This window comes from Bacteroides sp. NSJ-39 (genome assembly GCF_014287315.1).
Lineage (GTDB): Bacteria > Bacteroidota > Bacteroidia > Bacteroidales > Bacteroidaceae > Bacteroides > Bacteroides finegoldii.
In genome coordinates this window covers 100,514-116,897 of record NZ_JACOOB010000005.1, presented here as the reverse complement: position 1 = coordinate 116,897, position 16,384 = coordinate 100,514, and the positions used below count along the sequence as shown (strand labels likewise).

The window sequence follows — 16,384 nt, the reverse complement described above, 5'->3', positions numbered from 1 at the left end:
AGTTCTACAGCTTGAATTTGAATAATACAAACAATAGGATTCTCCTTTAAAAAGTCATGAAAAAGATTCATTTACTTCATTACTTATTGTTGTGCTACATGGTTCTTGCGGTAGCTACATCGTGCGGCGATGACGAGGATGACTACGCCCCCGACAATGTAAATGATCCCGAGAAACTAACTGATCCTTTGCCTACTACCGACCAGTTAGGCGTAACACACAACAACACGCTTTATTACCTTTCGTTCTGGAGCAAAGAAGACCATATGATATCCGAGAACATGATAAACCGTTACAAGGAGGCGGTTCCTTATGCTCCGGGAAAGAAGATGGAGGTTGGCGACGCGTTCTTCTTTACCCGGCAGGACATTGACCGGATTCAGTCGGATACCGATTTGCTGGCTGACATCAAGGATATGTTCCATAAGCGGAGCATCGTGATGATGATGGAGGGAGGAACGAACGAGGATTTTAATACCGTCTGCACGTTGCTGGATTGCTATAATCCTTATGCGAAGGAAGATGAGTCTTATTCGGACGAACTGCCGCTGTGGGTATTTTCTGGACCGCTTCCGTCGGCGAGCGGATTCTATTCCAAGCTCAATGCGCTCAGTACTGCTACCGGAGCTGATGGCAAAGAATCTGTACAGACGATTAATGAATACGGGCAGGGATTTCATTGCGACATGACAAGTCAAAGTTTACAAAGAGCCCTGGAACCGAAAGCTCCGTCAAACGGTTCGTCGGATTTGAAAAACTTGATATCTGCCTATATCGTTATCGGTCAAAATAGCTATACCGCACCTCCTGTTCATGGACATGAAGGTAAAGGGACAACCGATAATTTTCAAGTAGAAGCTAAGATATGGACCGCTTATAGCAAAGACCGGAAAGAACATTTTTATTTGGTAAATCTGGGTTTTATAGCCTATGTAGAACCTTCTTTTTATGGAGAATGGCATACCAAGGTCAGTACTCTGAAAATGAAAGGGTATGGCTTTTGCCTGACTGACGTAAATTTGGAATTCGCTCCGGTTCACCCGAATGGTGCCATTATTCATGCACATTCCCCGCAAACTACGGAACGCCAGAGCTCTTATACCAGCAGTGTCTCTTTCGAGTTAGGAGGAAGTGTCAGTGTCACTGGACCAGAGATTTCAGGAGGAATAAGCATTTCCAATAGCCATACGGAAACAATAAATGATATTGAAGTTATCAATAGAACCAATCCGGCCCAAGGAAGCCCACAGCTTAGGTGGTAGTTTAATTTACGCGAACCTTCTTCACATTTTAATATGTTTTGTTACGCGTCGAGTGCTGTCAATGGAGGTGCTAAGGCCGGGATAACCACTTGTAGCTTGTCCACAGATTTTATTATTTCTGTACCTGATGGAGCTGACAACGAATGGAAAGTAAGCATGTATCCAACACTGAAAACATATTTCTTTAGTGACCTTTTTGGATTCCATGATCAATATGAAACGCTATTTGATGATGCGGCAGAAAGCTGGATTGGCATCGAAAAAGTTTTTAACTTGCCGACTGTCGATCTGAAAGATGAATGATTTGTTACGTTGATATTAATAATTTCTAAAGTTATTGGATTATGAGAAAAACATTCTTGGTGATGAGCAGGCTTATCGATTTATTTGTGGATATCTTGCCTATAGATGAGCTTGGGTTTAAACATGTCAAACTTCAATCAGAAGGGAGACCACCGTATAATCCTGCAACATTACTAAAATTGTATTTATATGGTTATAAGCACTCAATAAGATCATCAAGAAAGTTGGAACACTTCCTGTAAAGTAAATGTGGAATTATGGTGGCTATTAGGAGGCTTAATGCCCTCTTTTCGGACAATTGCTTATTTAAAAAAAAATAATGCGGAGGCTTTTAGAAAAGTCTTTAGGCAGTTTGTCCTTATGCTAAAGGATATGGGTCTGATAGAAGGCGAAACCATAGGTATAGATTCTTTCAAGATATTTGCCCAAAATAGTCTCAGAAACAATTATACACAAAAGAAGATAGACAGACATCTTGAATATATAGATAACCGTATTGAAGAATTTGAAGTAGCTTTAGATAAGACTGATAAAGAAGAAGAAAAAGAACTTCTTAAATCTAAGATTAAATTACAACAAGACAGGCGTAAGAAATACGAAACTCTTGATACGGAATTGAAGAATAGTAATGATACTCAAATAAGTCTAACAGACAAAGATTCAAGAGCATTAATGTTAACCAATAATGTATCAGGGGTTGAATATGCGGTTCAAGCAGCCTTTGATAGTAAACACAAATTATTGGTTCACTCTCATATTGGAGCATCAACTGATAAAAGAGAACTATCAACAGCGGCATTGACCGTCCAGGAACTACTACAATTAGATTCGTTCAACACACTTAGCGATGCCGGTTATACTAGCGGCGACCAACTACAAGCCTGTAAATATTCAGGAATATGTACTTATTCATCGCCTATGCCATCAACATCACCTAATTCGAATTCCATACCACTGGCTGAATTTCATTATATAAATGACGGAGATTATTATATCTGCCCTTGTGGAGAACAAATGACAACAACAGGGAAATGGAGAATCCGTCCCAATTATAGATCAAAAGTATATAAAACATCAGCTTGTGTAAATTGCTCAATAAGAGAAAAATGTACTCAAAATCAAAATGGCAGAGTAATAGAAAGAAGTGAATATCAAGATGTAATAGATGAAAATAACGCCAGAGTTATGAATCATCTGTTGCAAGGGCGCGCAGCAGACATTCGTAATGTCGCACAACTTCCGCCTCTTCACCGCCCTGACGGGAACTGCCACAGCCCCCCAAAAACAGTCCAAACAAAAAGACTAAAACAGTTGATCGTTTCATGGTGCTGTTTGTTTAATGGTTAAATTACTGGTCATGCACACAACGGACACTACCGCCCAGCAGATAATGATAACCATAATATTCATTAAACCCTGCAGGTAACCCGGCCGGACTATGAATGTCATTACCGGCACCATGCATTAAGGCCCATCTATTACGATTAACCCTATATGTGGGCGCTGTTTTTCCAGCTCCGATATCAGGATTCCAATATATTCCTGTATGTAATACAGAGGCAGGAGAATGTCGTTGAGGTGATGAATATATCATTGGAGTTTGTGTCCAGATAGCTAAAACGCCTTCTTCATATCCACCATCGGGGGCAGATATGGCTGGAAAAGACTTAGCTATTCCCGCACCGCTTTCTATCAATCGAGTAAATACAACAGGATAAGAGCCTGTTATAGACTGTATCAGATTAATAACCTCCCAAGCCGTAGGGAGTCGCCAGCCATCGGGGCAGGCACGTTGGGGAATACTGCCATAATAAATGGGTCCGACCATAGCTGGTGCCAAAGAATATGAACGAGGACGAGCAGCCATATTAGGACCTCCTTCCCTACTGGCGTCTATCATCCAACAAACACCACCATTACCCATACGGGTAGTCTGATAGTTACTGCCACCGATACGCATAAGTTTCATGGAATTTCCGAAACCACAAGCCGGTTGCTGGCTTACATGCAAACGATATTCCAATTCGTTAGCAGAATTTCCTGTTCGTATGGAAAGGACAGCACTACGCATATTCTGGGTAAAGTTCTTACTGTTTGCCGAAATAGTAACCGTGGCTGGTACTCCCGCTGTACCCGAGGTTTGGCTGAGTGAAATCCATGAAGGTTTTCCGGTTATTTGCCAATTGGTATTCTCTGTAGTTATATTTACGGGTAATGAAGCGACACCTATTTGGATATCACCGTCAAAAGCGAACACCCGTTTGTCCACCGTCAGCCGTTTGTTCCCTCGTACTATTACTTCTTCTTGTACCTCGTTCCACGGCACGATACGGCATTTAAGGGTATGGTTTCCTTTGAAAGCTTCCTCGGGAGTTTGGGCCGGCAACCCGTCCACACTTTCCACTTGTACTTTATATTCATGATTACGCAGAATATCCATCGGCACTCCCGAACCGTAGTCCTTGAAGTCGAGGCGGTAGTAACCGTCTACCGACGGCTTAGAGCCGGTGAGATACGGCTTCACGTGCATAACCAGACAAAGGTCGTCCAGCGCATTCCCGCCCGAGGGGCGGTTCTTGTTGTCCACCTCGCACAGGTAGAACGTCTTTTGTGAGCCGTTGAAAATACCGATATTCCCGGGTGACACATCGCTGTTCAATGAGGTGAATGTACCCCGTGTCTGCCGTGCCCCGACGGGTACGGTGGGAGTATTCACTTGCTTGCCCGTCACATTATAGTTGTCCGGTGCAATGCGTCCTTTTGCCCGGTAATTGTACAGCCGCAGATCGTTGTAATAATAGAAAAAGCCTTTTAGGTCGGATTCAAGAGGATTGATAAGCGTGAACTTAGCTACCGCACGTATCATCGTCACCTCTTGGGGAGCGCCAGAGGGAGAGAAACCTTCGCCCACCGCTTGGTTGGGAAGCTCGCCCCACATGGGTATGCCATTCGTAAAGTCGGGTGCGGCATCCGTTCCGACATCGAATGCCAGGCGGTTCATTACCCCCTCTTTCTGTTCTCCGAATGCAGCAGCAAGGGTATTCACCTGCTCACGGACATTGGCAAGCACCACGAGTGTCTGATGTTCGGGAGCTCCCATCAGCTGTACACGTACGGTTTGTGTGCCGATATCGTATGTACCCTGTGCACGGTAGAAGAATGTACCTTTCTTTATATTCGTAGGATCTGCAGGATCAACCTTGAATGAAAGTACATCTACAGTATTGATTCCATTTTCATCTATAGCACGTGTCAGCGGCGCACGCGTTTCGGAACTTTGCGAGGTGTTCATTTCAGCAGCCTGTTTTGAAGCACCGGTTTTAAAGTTCAGGTAAATAACGGCTGTATGTCCGTTCGCTTGCGGCACCGACTGCTCCGCATCATCACTGCAAGCGGTCGGAAGGAGCGCCGCCATTGCAATCCACAGCACAGCTGAGGCATGTCGCCTCCACAGATATGCCACACGGGTGAAACCGGATAAACCGGAAGTCTGAAATCCTATATTCATTTTTCTTCTTTTTTTAGTAATATATCTATTTTTTATATCAACTTTCTTACAAACTAAATTGCATCGGTCATATACCGTCTTACTTATTTATCGGCGAACAGACGAACGGAAAACCCGTGGTGTTTAACGTCTCTGTAGTTCGCGAACGCAGAGTACGAGTAGAAAGACACGTTCCAAGCATTGCCGAGGAGGCTGGGAAACTCCGTGCTCGACCAATACCGACCATATTCGCCTCGGGCTTCGAGCAAACCACTCGAAATGAACGTTGGGAAGGAGATATAACCGGCAGCCGGAAAAATACGAACGACAGCCTCGGAAGTATGGCTATCCCACCAAGAATCATTATTGATAGTGCTAATGTTTCCTGTAAATGCGCTGCCCAAGTAAACACAATCCACTTTCAATAGGGAAGTAAAGTCATGGTTGGCAAACGAACCCACGCGGGTGTAACGGTAAGCACAAACCATATTATTATCAGTAGCAAGAGGGAAATCGGATAGGGAAGAATCATCGATAGGATTACCGGTACCTTGTTTGAAACGCAGAGCGTAACAAACACCGTTACCCGAAGAGAAATAATCGTTGGCGAAAGTTTTTTTGATGCCACCGAACTCAATAGCCTCGTTGACATTAGAAGTATTAGTAGGGGAATCATATTGGGTATTACCGCTGTAGGAGAAAACGCCCGTCAACTCCCAGCGGGAAGGCAGGTGGTAACCATAACCGGGATGCCCCAGTTTAAAAAAGACATCATCAAAGAGTTTCTTGGCATTTGGATTGTAAGTATCATTATTCTCTCCTGTGAGCACGTACCAATTATAATAACCGGATTGGTCATTGCTATGGCTCGAAGCCCAATGAAGATTAGGGTCAGTCTGGGCTGCAGTGGGAGAAATACCCGGAGGAACGGAAGAAATGAAAGGAGAATTATAGATAGAGCCACCGGCGAGGTTATATTCGGCAACATAATCCAAAGGCGTACCGATCTGCTTAATATTGATTTTAGTATAAAGTCGTCCAGCCCGTATCTACAGATAACCATCCTTGAATCCCTTGCCATTCGTGATGGCCTGCAATTCCTCCGTAACCGGATTGGTGAGAGTGGCGCCAGCCGCCCCACTGTTTTGACTGGGTTTCAGCCATGAATTAGAAACTGAAATTGTTGTTCCGTCGGCATTATAGGCACCGACCTTCCACCCACTGGGGTAATTGGTGCGCACAGAAAATTTGTTCTGTGTGCTTGTGGCATCGTGCTTGCCTTGAAGTGTCATCGCCGTTCGGGTCACTGCCAAGAAATGCCCCGATTCATTGAACGTTATATCTGTGAATGCGTCTATCACGATGGGCACTACTACGATGTTATGGTTGGTAAAGTTGTCCGGGCTGGTTACAGCCTCGTTCAAAGTGGCAAACCCCGGCCCTTTCACTTCCTTGATGGTGAAAATATAGCGGTGGTTGCGCAGAATGGGCATGTATTTACCCTTTTCGTAAGGACTCGTGCCACCGCCCTTGATACCGTCCCATGTATAATCCATTCAGTAGTAGTATTCTCTTCCTTGATAGGCAAGATTTATAACTATACAAGGACGGCTGCCGCCGGAGATAGCCGACTGTTCATTCAAATAATAAGTGATGACATTCGGAGATGCGGTGTTTGCAGTTCCCTCAAGCGGGTGCCCGCCACTGACTGCTGGCTGCGATGTGGCAGGCAGTGTGGGAGTCATGTATCCCGACTGTGAAGCGGTGGTATTGTATGTAGCAAGATCTACCCAAACGCGTCCGTTGCCTACGGAATTGACGAAGTAAACCTTTCCCGCAGCTGTCGTGGCTCCCGAAGTTGTAGGATTGATGATATCCACCTTCGCCAGCATGCGGATAAGCGGTATTTCCTGCGCAATGGTTTGCGACACACCGGCTTTCAGTTCAAAGCCTCCCGCCGGGGCATGCTCGCCGTACATGGGTATGTATGTGCCCGTACCTTCTTGTCCGAACCTACCCACGACTTCCACTTGCTTAAGAGCATCATAGGTGGAACCGGCTGTTATATTTGCCAGTTCTGTTTGGGCATTAGCTATGAGAGCTATACGTTTGTATCTGCCCGCAATAACGGGCACAGAGAAGTATTTCGTATCCGAAGAGCCTGAAAGTGTATGCAACGAGCTGCCCAGAATATCATATTTCACCTTGACTTTCTCCGTACCGCCTTCATCGGCAAACATCAGTACGGTAATCTCTGTTATCCCTTTCTCGTCTACACCACGAGTATTCGCCGCCCGGAAATCGGGAATCCTGACAGAAAGTGTCACTTCGGCCGTCTCACCTTTGCCGGACACGGGCGGAACAGGAAGAATGAGTTCGTCTTGCCGGCACGAAAGTACGAGCGGCAGTAATAACAGGACCGACAGCAGGTTGCGGAACGGTATGATGATTGAACTACTTGGCATAATATATTGTTTTATGATTTGCATTTCATGATTGACCGGTGCGTTTTTTACACTCCTCCGGGTTTTACATTCTGATTTTCCCAATTCCTGATCGTTATTTTCGCATGACCGTTTGTAAAGGTAATCTCGATAGGAATGGTTACTTCAATATCTTCCTCCATCGGTATGTGGTAGCGGGCAATAAGCCCTGCCAACGAAATCGGGGGCACGATATGGTTTCCCGTGGTGGGATCGATAATTTCCACCATGCCGGGGGTATCGGCCTTGAAACGGGGGATGTCAGTCGTGGCATTAGCATGGCGGTTGGTGACATCATATGCTACGGCAGGCTGGAATGTCTTGTTCCGGCTTACGGACTGGAGACGCCATGTGCCCGAGGTTTCGTCGAACACCGGTCGCAAGGCTGACTCCATGCCCGTGATGTGTACCACAGGCTGCACGCTCACACCATCAAGGTGAAGACTTACACGGATAGTGCCGGGGCTGAAATTGACAGTATGGTCTCCAGTCTCGTGCTCACTGACCGTAAGTGGCGTGACAGCGAAAAGAAGCCGATCAAGCGTGGGGATGGAAGCGGAAGTCTCCGCATGCGGGTGTGAGGCGGAAAGGTTCCTTATGGTTTCTCCTTCGGAAAAGCCGCCGAGCTTGGTCTGTGCATCCGAAGCATTCGCCCAGAGCACGACAGTGTAGTTTCCCTGCGGCAGATACATCTCAACACCCTGCAAACGGTCAAGTTCACTCTTCTCCAGCGTCTGCATATGCTCAATACTGCCATCGGGACGGTACACACACAGCCTCACCCTCTGAACACGCTCTCCGAAAAGGTCAGCGGCAGAGCCGCGAGGCTTGTAGGTAAATCGTAACAGGGTATCCAGAGGGCAGCCCTCCAGGGACTCCCTGATGCACCTCGACAAGACTAAGGTTAAAATACCGGAAAGCATCAGGAAGCGTATAGCTTTATACAATTTCATGCGTAGTATCTTTTAGGTGAATAACTGTGGTTATGACTTTATATGAATATACGTGTTATGATTTAACAGGTTATAGAAATACAGGTCGTGAGGTCAGGGCAAAAGACACCCACGACCTGCTTACATTCCGCCGTGCGAGAGGAACTGGTGAACTAGTAAAATGAGCTAAAAATCTCCTCTACGCAAACGGACTTGTAAAAGAAACAAACAAATACAATATACCTTGATGGTATGACAGTTAGAGATTAGGCTTGACAGGAACGACCGTCCAGGCTTTTACCGTCACCTTCAACCAAACGCTGACAGCACTGGTATTAGGTATTGTGGAAAGGTTGCTCTCGTCAAATGTAAAGTCGGCTTTCGAGATAGTATAAATCTTTCCTTTTTCCAGTTCTACAATATTGCCACTGCCATCTTTGAATCCTCTCACGGTGATAAACTGGTCACCTGTGCCGAAATTCACGCTGCTGCCGGCCTTAGCAGCCAAATTACTCAACTTAAATACGAGCTGGAGTTGCTCGTTCGCGTCAGTACTGTTACCGTTAGGAACAACCTGATATGCCCAACGTTGCCCTGCAGTTGGCGGAATGACTTCCTTTGGGATACCTGTAGCAGCGACGGCAGACTGGTCAAAGAGTTTTCCAGCGTTAGCAGGGGTGTAAAGCCCCTGTCCTTGAGCATAGGCAGCAGGAGTAGCACCATATTGTACTTTCGTTCCCACAACGGTACCGGCCAGGTTGAACTTTTCAAAGAAGTTATTCACATAGATTCCTTCCAGCGTAAAACCATCCACCGCACTGGAGGCCGTAGTCGCCAGACCTTCGATTTCGACACGTGCCACGGCAGGACCGATTTCCACTTCGGCATACTTGTCACCGTCCGTTATTCCAGGGGCATAAGGCAGGGCCGGACTACCGGTAGTCCATGTCTGCAGGGGTTTGTCATCGCCGCTCAACACCACATCCGCAACTGCAGACTGGCTTGTGATTTCCAGTTGTACAGCTTTCAATGCAGCTACGGTTCCACCTGTAGGCAATGAAGTTCCGGCAGGAATATTACCACATACCGTTACAGTGGTAGCCGCCGCGGGTACATCCGTTATTTGGGTACCGGTAGTCAGATTCGCAATCGTGATGGGAGTGGTTGTAGTCGCGTTCACATATTTCAGAATGCTGGTCCCGTCATGGAAGTATACATGCAGATTACTTACCGTAGCAACCGTTCCCGAGGCTACAGGAGGCTCGGTCGATCTCGTCAGCGTCGGCAACTCCAGCTTCATGAATACGCTTCTCGCTTCCCCGTTCTTTACGTCAGGCACTTCGATGTCATCGTTACTGCACGCGGTGAATGCTGCAGCCATAGCAACCATTGTAAACACGCTTAACAAACTTTTTTTCATAATCATTGTAATTAAATTGTTAATAAAAAAATAAACACTAATAAAACACTTGTTAATATTTAATTCGTACTTATACTTTTTTTCCTGTTTTGTTCTTTCTACTTTTTACTATTTCCCTTCCGCTATCCTGTCCAGTTCCATACGGAGCCCGAAGAACTTGGGAATGAGGTCCGACAGTTCCGGATCCAGGGGAATACGCAGGACAAGATTGGGATTCATGCGGCAGGCCGCAAGCATATGTTCCACTGCTAAGTAATCATCGCCCTGCCGGGCGCTTACCACAGCATGCAGGTATTCCTTGCGGGAATCTACGGGTAACTGGTCTAAAAGAGCGGAAGCCTCTTTATGATAACCGAGCTGTGTCAGGCAAAGGGCGGTGTTATAGTCAGGCCGTTTTTCCAATATCGGCAAGGCTTGCCGGTATTGTCGCTCTGAAAGGAGCCGCAAGGCTTCGGCATACTCTTCTCCCTGCGGAGTATATACGGGACCGCTTGCCGCAAGAGAGTCTGTCTCCGCAGAAGCTATGACATATTGGTCCAGAGCGGAACGGTCAACCAGGTCGCTAAGCGAGGCCACAATGAAGAGCAGCGTGTCCGAGGCGGCAGGCCGCCATGTGCTGCGGTCGGTGGCTTCCACGATAGACTCTAGCCGCACACGGAGCTTTTTCATTCCATCGGTGACGGGCAGAGAATATACATAGTTGTAGATATAATCATGTCCGGAAACTGAATCCGAATTCTGGCGGACCATCACGGAGTCGATATAGGGGAAGGGAATCATACGCCGGCGGATTTCATCACGGTTACGGTCATTCATCTCATTTTCGGCAATCCGGTCGTAGAAATAACGGTGGCGGGAGATGTCCATCGAATCGGTGGCGGTGAGGACATAGTTGTGTATGTTGGACAGGCTGCGCCCCCCCGTTATAAAGGTCACGGAATTTCGAAGGTACACGATCGGCGGTAAGCTCGCGTTCCAGCCGGTACATCGGCCAAAAGGAGGCCGTACGATGATATTTACGGTCATAGGAGGCCCACAACCCGAGCGTGTCACGACCAGCCACATAGCGCCGTACGCTTTCTTCGATCCGCTTGCGTTCCAGGCGGTGACGGAGTGTCGCACGGTTGGCCTGCGTACGCGTGTTCCAGAAATTCTGGCGTTCAAGGGCAAGGCGTTTCCACTTCTCGTAGGCAAGCTGACGGTCGCGCTCCTTGCCGTAAAGTTCATAGAAGAACCTCTGCCGGCAGGCGATATCCTTATTGATGCCTTTACGGTCAAGATACACACTATCATAAGCCGAAGGATCGACAATTCCATTAAGAAACAGCCTGTACGCCTTATAGTCCGCTTCCTGCATGCGGGTAAAGGAAGAACCGGAAAGCACAACAGGTGGTAGCGGGAAGCCTGAACTGTCAGAGGTGCAGAGCATCGGGGTGAGTGTGACACGCCAGCAACTGTCAATCAGGAGGGAAGGGACATGGATATTGAATTCCAAACGCACGGAACCTTCCCGCATGGTGACCTGCTTGACGACCGTGCGTGCAGCGACGATGTCAACACCGCCCAGGTGTATGGTTTTCCATACGTCATCCGTACTGTCGGAGACCTCTTCGAACTCACCGGGAAGAGTGTCCGAAGAAGTGGTGAACCCCACCTGTTCGGCAAGCACTCCGGAAGGTGCGCTCTCCTCGTGGGGAAGAAAAATATTAGGACGGCCGGACTGCATAAACAGCCGCATAGTCCGCGGTTCGCGGGAAGTGGAACAGGACACGGCCAGTAACACTCCCGCGCAGAAAGCGGCGGCCGTTATGTGGGATTTGAGATACTTATTCATCATTCAACTTTTTATATCTTGTTTCAACAGATAAGATGGTTTCAGAAAAGATAAACCAGATTAACGGCGGTACGTGTGGGTGTCACATAGACACCGGAGCCCTTGCCGGTACGCTTACCGCAGTTCACGCAACGGTAACGTTCCCAGTCGGCCCAGACAACACCGAGACCCAGTTCGAACTCCAGATTCCAGCGACGCGAAAGGGGGCGCACCAGCCCCGCAGAAAGCCCGCCGCCGAAAGCTGTGCCTTCGTAACGGTAGCGATGTCCGAACAGACCACCCGCATTATATATGGAGAACACACCGTGGAGCCCGATAAAACAACCCCTTCCGTAAGTTTCGCGCATCCAATAACGCACACCAGGCTGGACTGTGAAGTTTTTAAGCTTGCCGTCATCCCAAAGACGGAAAGGATTGTACTGTACGGGAAGATGGGCGGACCAATGCGTGGAAAAAGCCATGGAACCCTCCACATTCAGATTCCCCGTACCTAAACCCACCAGATTGGTTCTGACAGAATAAAACTGCGCGGAAACCTTGTCTGAATACACAAGGCAGGCCAAGACACAGGCAAAACATAAAAAGTACTTTTTTCTATTCAAATTCATAATTCAAACTAGGATAACTCAAACTTTAAGTGGATAAACAAAACATGCACCCAAAGTAAACGGATGAAAAGCTGTGTCATCATAATAAGACTGTTCTTATTCTACGTGCAACCTGTAAAAATGAAGTATTTTAATGAACAAGAAACAGTTTTATATTATCACATCTGTTTTGTTTTTCCTAGTTGCAAAAGTAATAACACATAAATCACGAGTTACAAAATGAAACCACAAATCTAACGTCCGCATTGCATAAAACATTATAATACAAAAACATAAAGACTTCGTTCTTCTTATTTTTCTAACACGACGCTAACAGATGATTTACAACCTTAAAAAATATAGGGCAATCAATAAGTTTCTGACAATTGACTGGAATAGTAACAGATATTATAATGAAAGCATCTTCATACTTTCCGGACATACCTCCCAGGAGAATTAAACCTGTTATGGCTTACCTCCATGACAAAACCATTCTACAATTACATCATTCCGGTATTATGGCAAAAACAATCTGAACATATTCTAGATTTAATTACCGGATGATGCATTAGTCATTGGAACCTAGTATAAAGTTGAAATACCTATCCCAGAAGGCTTAAGAATAATTCTTTATTAGCTGTTTCCGTAGATTTAATACGTGATTTGAGCCGTGACTTGCGAGCGTATACATTAGCCACCGTATCCTTCATGAATAAGCTAATTACTTGCGGTGAAAATCCTACAAAAATATAGCATAATAACCTGGTGTCGGAAGCTTTCATAGTTGGAAAATCTTCCTTGAGCTTGTACATGGCATTGTCATGACAAGTGTTTACGATTTTTTCCAGTTCTTGCAGTATGCCATTGTTTTCTGCAAAATCTGTAATTATCTGCTTTACTTCATTAAATATGACTGACTGTTGCGATGTTGTATTTTCACGTTCATAGTAGGTCTTTCCAAGTTTATCGACAATGTCAAAGCGTGAAGCAGCCAATCCTCTTAAATAACTTTCCGTAGTCTGCTGTTTTTTCACGCGTTCAGTAAGAGCCTTGTACTCGGAATTGGCTTTCTCTGTCAATAACAAATAATGGTTGGTACGATCACGTTGCATGCGTAAACGTTGGCGGACGATATACCAGGCAATTCCAATAATAAAAAAGGTAGCGGCTGCTATAGCTATTTCCCAGACAGTCCGGTTTTTCATTCTGTATTGGGCGAATTTTGTTCGCTCTTTAAAATAGTCCCGCTCGACCATACCGGCGGAGAATTGCATGTTTGAGCGCATTATTGAATCGTTCAAGTAGATATAGCGATGTACATTGTCCGTTGCTTTTTCAAAATTTTTAGCCTGCACTTCGATATGGTATGCAGTGTATTGTAGTTCTGCCATGTCGCAAATATCAGTAGTGTGCGCCTTTGCAAGCTCCAGATAATACCGTGCACTGTCTATATGATTCTTCAAAAGACTTACATCTGTCAATGTGTGATATCCATATACCGTATCCTGTCGGGCGGAAAGTTCGATTCGCTGTAACAGGTCATTGGATATATGCCGTTTGGATATCACATATAGTGATGCAAGATTAGTAAGGCTGACTTCTATCAGATTACTGTTATTATGTTCATCGGCCAAGTCAAGAGCCGCCGAATACAGCCTTATTGCTTTTTCTATATCTTTTGAGTGAAAAGTAGCGGCTGCCATGTCAAGGGTTGCCTTTGTCTCCTCCTGGATATCACCCGATTGGCGGAAATTATTTCTGGCTTCGTGGAAATAATGATATGCCCGGCTGTAGTTCATTTGTTTATAATATACTTCACCGATCTGTCTGTATAAAAGCCCTTTGTAATAAGATTCATCGGTATCTGTCAGTTTCTTTTCTATTTTGAGAAAAAGACGTAATGCTCCCAGTTTATCACCTGTGCGTAATTTAATTCTTCCCCAATAATATAGAGTTTTACACTGGTGACGTAAATCTTTGGGGTAATGTTTATAATATTGCCAAGCCTGGCGGATCAATGAATCGTCAGTAACTTTCATTTGTTTTTTTTCCAAAGCTTCGGAATAGAGCAATGCATATCTGGCCTGTTCAGCCCGGTTGCCTTCTGGTTTGAGTTTTTGTAGTATTGCTAATGCACTATCCGGGTTGTTCTGCATTAGCTTTTCAGCCTCACTAAGGCGAGGGGTCTGTTCCCTGTTATAACAACCTGTAAAATAGAGAATAGCTGATAGTCCAATTATAATTTTATATTTCATATTGCGAATATTAGGAGTAACAAACACATTTCGATGCGGAAAGCTTTTATTAGAAGAAATATAATTATTATTACATTCTTTGTATCTCAACAGAAACCATAAATACTTTTTTTGCATGATTCCCTGCATGATAGTTCTCAATTCCTATATATACCATTTCCAAAAACAGACAATAACCAAAAAGTTATAAAATATGCAGGCTTGGGAGTTTAGTATTCTTCATCTTATTATCAACTTTAATTATGCGCTGCTTTATACCATAATGTATTTTCTTTCAGCACAGTCATAGGATTGTCACTCGGATCGGATGTTGTTATACCGGAAAATGTATTGATAGGAATAATACCTTTGGCCATAGTGTAGAAATTTTTTGTATGGGTTTTATATGGAACAAGATGATTTAGCTGCTCTCTAAATTGGTTTAATAATATAGGATCGTTACAGAGTGAGGTTATATAATCTGCAAAATCATAAAATATTACAGGAGTATAACCATCTAAACGTTGGATTGTTCCCCTCAGGGATTTGTCAAAAGAATATTTACTATTGATACTTTTTATGATGGCTGCCATATTCTCCAGTTCTGAACAGTCCGTTACTGCTAATGTCCCACAAGGCATTATTTCATAGGTTGAATAAAAATTGTAAAATTCTTCACATCCCGATTGATAATCGGGATTCCCCAGTAAATATTCCCCAATAGCGGCATAAGGCATTCCGTATGCCATCATCTCACTGGTAGAACCAATCAAATATTTTGTAACATCCTTTAATTCATAGGCAACCTCTATAGATGACATATAACAGTCATCAAATAGAATATATTCCATTTTCATGCCTGCATTAGCAATACCGGAGGCTAGAGATTTTATATCTGTTTGGTATTCGGCGGTCAGTCCTCCAAAATAACGTGTCAATGGAACACCCTGATATTCCCAATGCATTTTCATGTGAGGTGCGGAACGCACTTTCATCTCATAAACAGGAAGCCATCCCATACCGTGACATCCTATAATCATGGTATAAACAGAAGCCGGAGCAAATGCCTTTACATCATTTAAAATTGCTGTTATCCCATCGATTGTCGTAAAAGGCGGAGACTTATATTTTTTAAGTATTTCACGTTTACATCTCCCGTGAGAAGACACAATTTCAAACATCATGGCCTCCGTACTACCGGTAGAAATAAAAACAATTACTTTCTCATTGTTCAGCCCTATTTTCGTTATACATTTTTCCAGGTCAGATATGTTATTATAAAAATAGTTCGTCAAATTTGAGGACCATGGCAAATACATGAATAATGTTTTCCGGTTGGCTTCTATCTTTTGATTTTCCTCCTTCTCGCATGAAGAAAAAAGTAAAATTCCTCCCAATAAAAAGATAATGCTAACCTTTACGTAGATTTTTTTCGTTGTTTTCATCCTGCAAATTGTCCAATAACTCATTATTACTTTTTTATTATAGCCTTCCATTGTAAAATCTCTATTTTATCTTAAATGTGAATTGTAAATAACCATTTCCTGATATTCATAGAATCAAATCCTCTTATAATCTTACAATATTATGACTCATTATCTCACAATATATTGAATATTCTAATAAACAGCATGAATTTAATCGTTTATAACACGAGATGATTTTCTTTTCAATGCCCTATGGCAGTTCTCATTGGAGACACTGCCGAATGGCACTTGTTTCCGTTTCATTCTTGCAAAAAAAGATGAAACGGTTTAACAGGAACAACTGCCTGTTGAAACAATACCGGCACCAATGTCACAACAGGCAGTTTTATGGTTACTTATGGCAGTCCAAACCGAT

The 16,384-nt window shown here is 44.5% G+C and carries 16 protein-coding genes; 5 read left to right on the top strand and 11 right to left on the bottom strand.

The features are described 5' to 3' along the window. The first annotated feature begins 56 nt into the window (after positions 1-56). The 4 genes from H8S63_RS07740 to H8S63_RS07725 all read left to right on the top strand — a co-directional run bounded on the left by H8S63_RS07740 (position 57) and on the right by H8S63_RS07725 (position 2,912). Positions 57-1,262, top strand: a complete 1,206-nt coding sequence (locus tag H8S63_RS07740; protein WP_004308143.1) for a hypothetical protein — start codon at positions 57-59, stop codon at positions 1,260-1,262. Between the two features lie 96 nt (positions 1,263-1,358). Further along, complete coding sequence (locus H8S63_RS07735) at positions 1,359-1,565, top strand: hypothetical protein (RefSeq protein ID WP_224202417.1); 207 nt, start codon at positions 1,359-1,361, stop codon at positions 1,563-1,565. A gap of 41 nt (positions 1,566-1,606) precedes the next feature. Next, on the top strand, positions 1,607-1,807 hold the full coding sequence (locus H8S63_RS07730) for a transposase (protein WP_004318667.1): 201 nt from the start codon (positions 1,607-1,609) through the stop codon (positions 1,805-1,807). 130 nt (positions 1,808-1,937) lie between these two features. Continuing rightward, the gene (locus H8S63_RS07725) at positions 1,938-2,912 is read left to right on the top strand and encodes a transposase (protein WP_224202418.1); all 975 of its coding nucleotides are present in this window, start codon (positions 1,938-1,940) and stop codon (positions 2,910-2,912) included. 1 nt (position 2,913) lies between these two features. Here H8S63_RS07725 and H8S63_RS07720 read toward each other — a convergent pair whose 3' ends face one another. From H8S63_RS07720 to H8S63_RS07685, 8 genes are all read right to left on the bottom strand, one after another. After that, a complete protein-coding gene (locus H8S63_RS07720) occupies positions 2,914-5,073 on the bottom strand; it encodes a BACON domain-containing protein (RefSeq protein ID WP_004308145.1) in 2,160 nt (719 codons plus the stop codon). 83 nt (positions 5,074-5,156) lie between these two features. Continuing rightward, positions 5,157-6,047: a hypothetical protein gene (locus H8S63_RS07715; protein ID WP_004308146.1), complete on the bottom strand. Its 891-nt coding sequence runs from the start codon at positions 6,045-6,047 to the stop codon at positions 5,157-5,159. Positions 6,048-6,101: 54 nt separating this feature from the next. After that, on the bottom strand, positions 6,102-6,608 hold the full coding sequence (locus H8S63_RS07710; protein WP_004308147.1) for a hypothetical protein: 507 nt from the start codon (positions 6,606-6,608) through the stop codon (positions 6,102-6,104). Then, positions 6,609-7,517 (bottom strand): fimbrial protein, encoded by a 909-nt coding sequence (locus H8S63_RS07705; RefSeq protein ID WP_004308148.1) that lies wholly within the window; start codon positions 7,515-7,517, stop codon positions 6,609-6,611. 47 nt (positions 7,518-7,564) lie between these two features. Next, positions 7,565-8,458 carry a FimB/Mfa2 family fimbrial subunit gene (locus tag H8S63_RS07700; RefSeq protein ID WP_224202606.1) on the bottom strand — a complete coding sequence of 298 codons (894 nt, stop codon included), beginning with the start codon at positions 8,456-8,458 and terminating at the stop codon, positions 7,565-7,567. A gap of 268 nt (positions 8,459-8,726) precedes the next feature. Further along, complete coding sequence (locus H8S63_RS07695; RefSeq protein ID WP_004318672.1) at positions 8,727-9,887, bottom strand: hypothetical protein; 1,161 nt, start codon at positions 9,885-9,887, stop codon at positions 8,727-8,729. Between the two features lie 108 nt (positions 9,888-9,995). Then, the gene (locus tag H8S63_RS07690) at positions 9,996-10,823 is read right to left on the bottom strand and encodes a hypothetical protein (protein ID WP_225693909.1); all 828 of its coding nucleotides are present in this window, start codon (positions 10,821-10,823) and stop codon (positions 9,996-9,998) included. Then, positions 10,705-11,403 carry a hypothetical protein gene (locus H8S63_RS07685; protein WP_225680067.1) on the bottom strand — a complete coding sequence of 233 codons (699 nt, stop codon included), beginning with the start codon at positions 11,401-11,403 and terminating at the stop codon, positions 10,705-10,707. Before H8S63_RS07685 ends, H8S63_RS07690 begins: the two co-directional genes overlap by 119 nt. A gap of 55 nt (positions 11,404-11,458) precedes the next feature. Here H8S63_RS07685 and H8S63_RS20020 point away from each other — a divergent pair, with 55 nt between their 5' ends. Continuing rightward, entirely contained in the window at positions 11,459-11,755 is a 297-nt protein-coding gene (locus H8S63_RS20020) for a hypothetical protein (protein WP_225680069.1), read from the top strand. Positions 11,756-11,762: 7 nt separating this feature from the next. Here the strand turns inward: H8S63_RS20020 and H8S63_RS07680 are convergent, their stop codons facing one another. From H8S63_RS07680 to H8S63_RS07670, 3 genes are all read right to left on the bottom strand, one after another. After that, complete coding sequence (locus tag H8S63_RS07680; protein WP_004318675.1) at positions 11,763-12,329, bottom strand: DUF3575 domain-containing protein; 567 nt, start codon at positions 12,327-12,329, stop codon at positions 11,763-11,765. Positions 12,330-12,910: 581 nt separating this feature from the next. Then, positions 12,911-14,563: a lipopolysaccharide assembly protein LapB gene (locus H8S63_RS07675; RefSeq protein WP_138273820.1), complete on the bottom strand. Its 1,653-nt coding sequence runs from the start codon at positions 14,561-14,563 to the stop codon at positions 12,911-12,913. A gap of 236 nt (positions 14,564-14,799) precedes the next feature. Continuing rightward, positions 14,800-15,987 carry a clostripain-related cysteine peptidase gene (locus H8S63_RS07670; RefSeq protein WP_008771494.1) on the bottom strand — a complete coding sequence of 396 codons (1,188 nt, stop codon included), beginning with the start codon at positions 15,985-15,987 and terminating at the stop codon, positions 14,800-14,802. Positions 15,988-16,384: the final 397 nt, after the last annotated feature.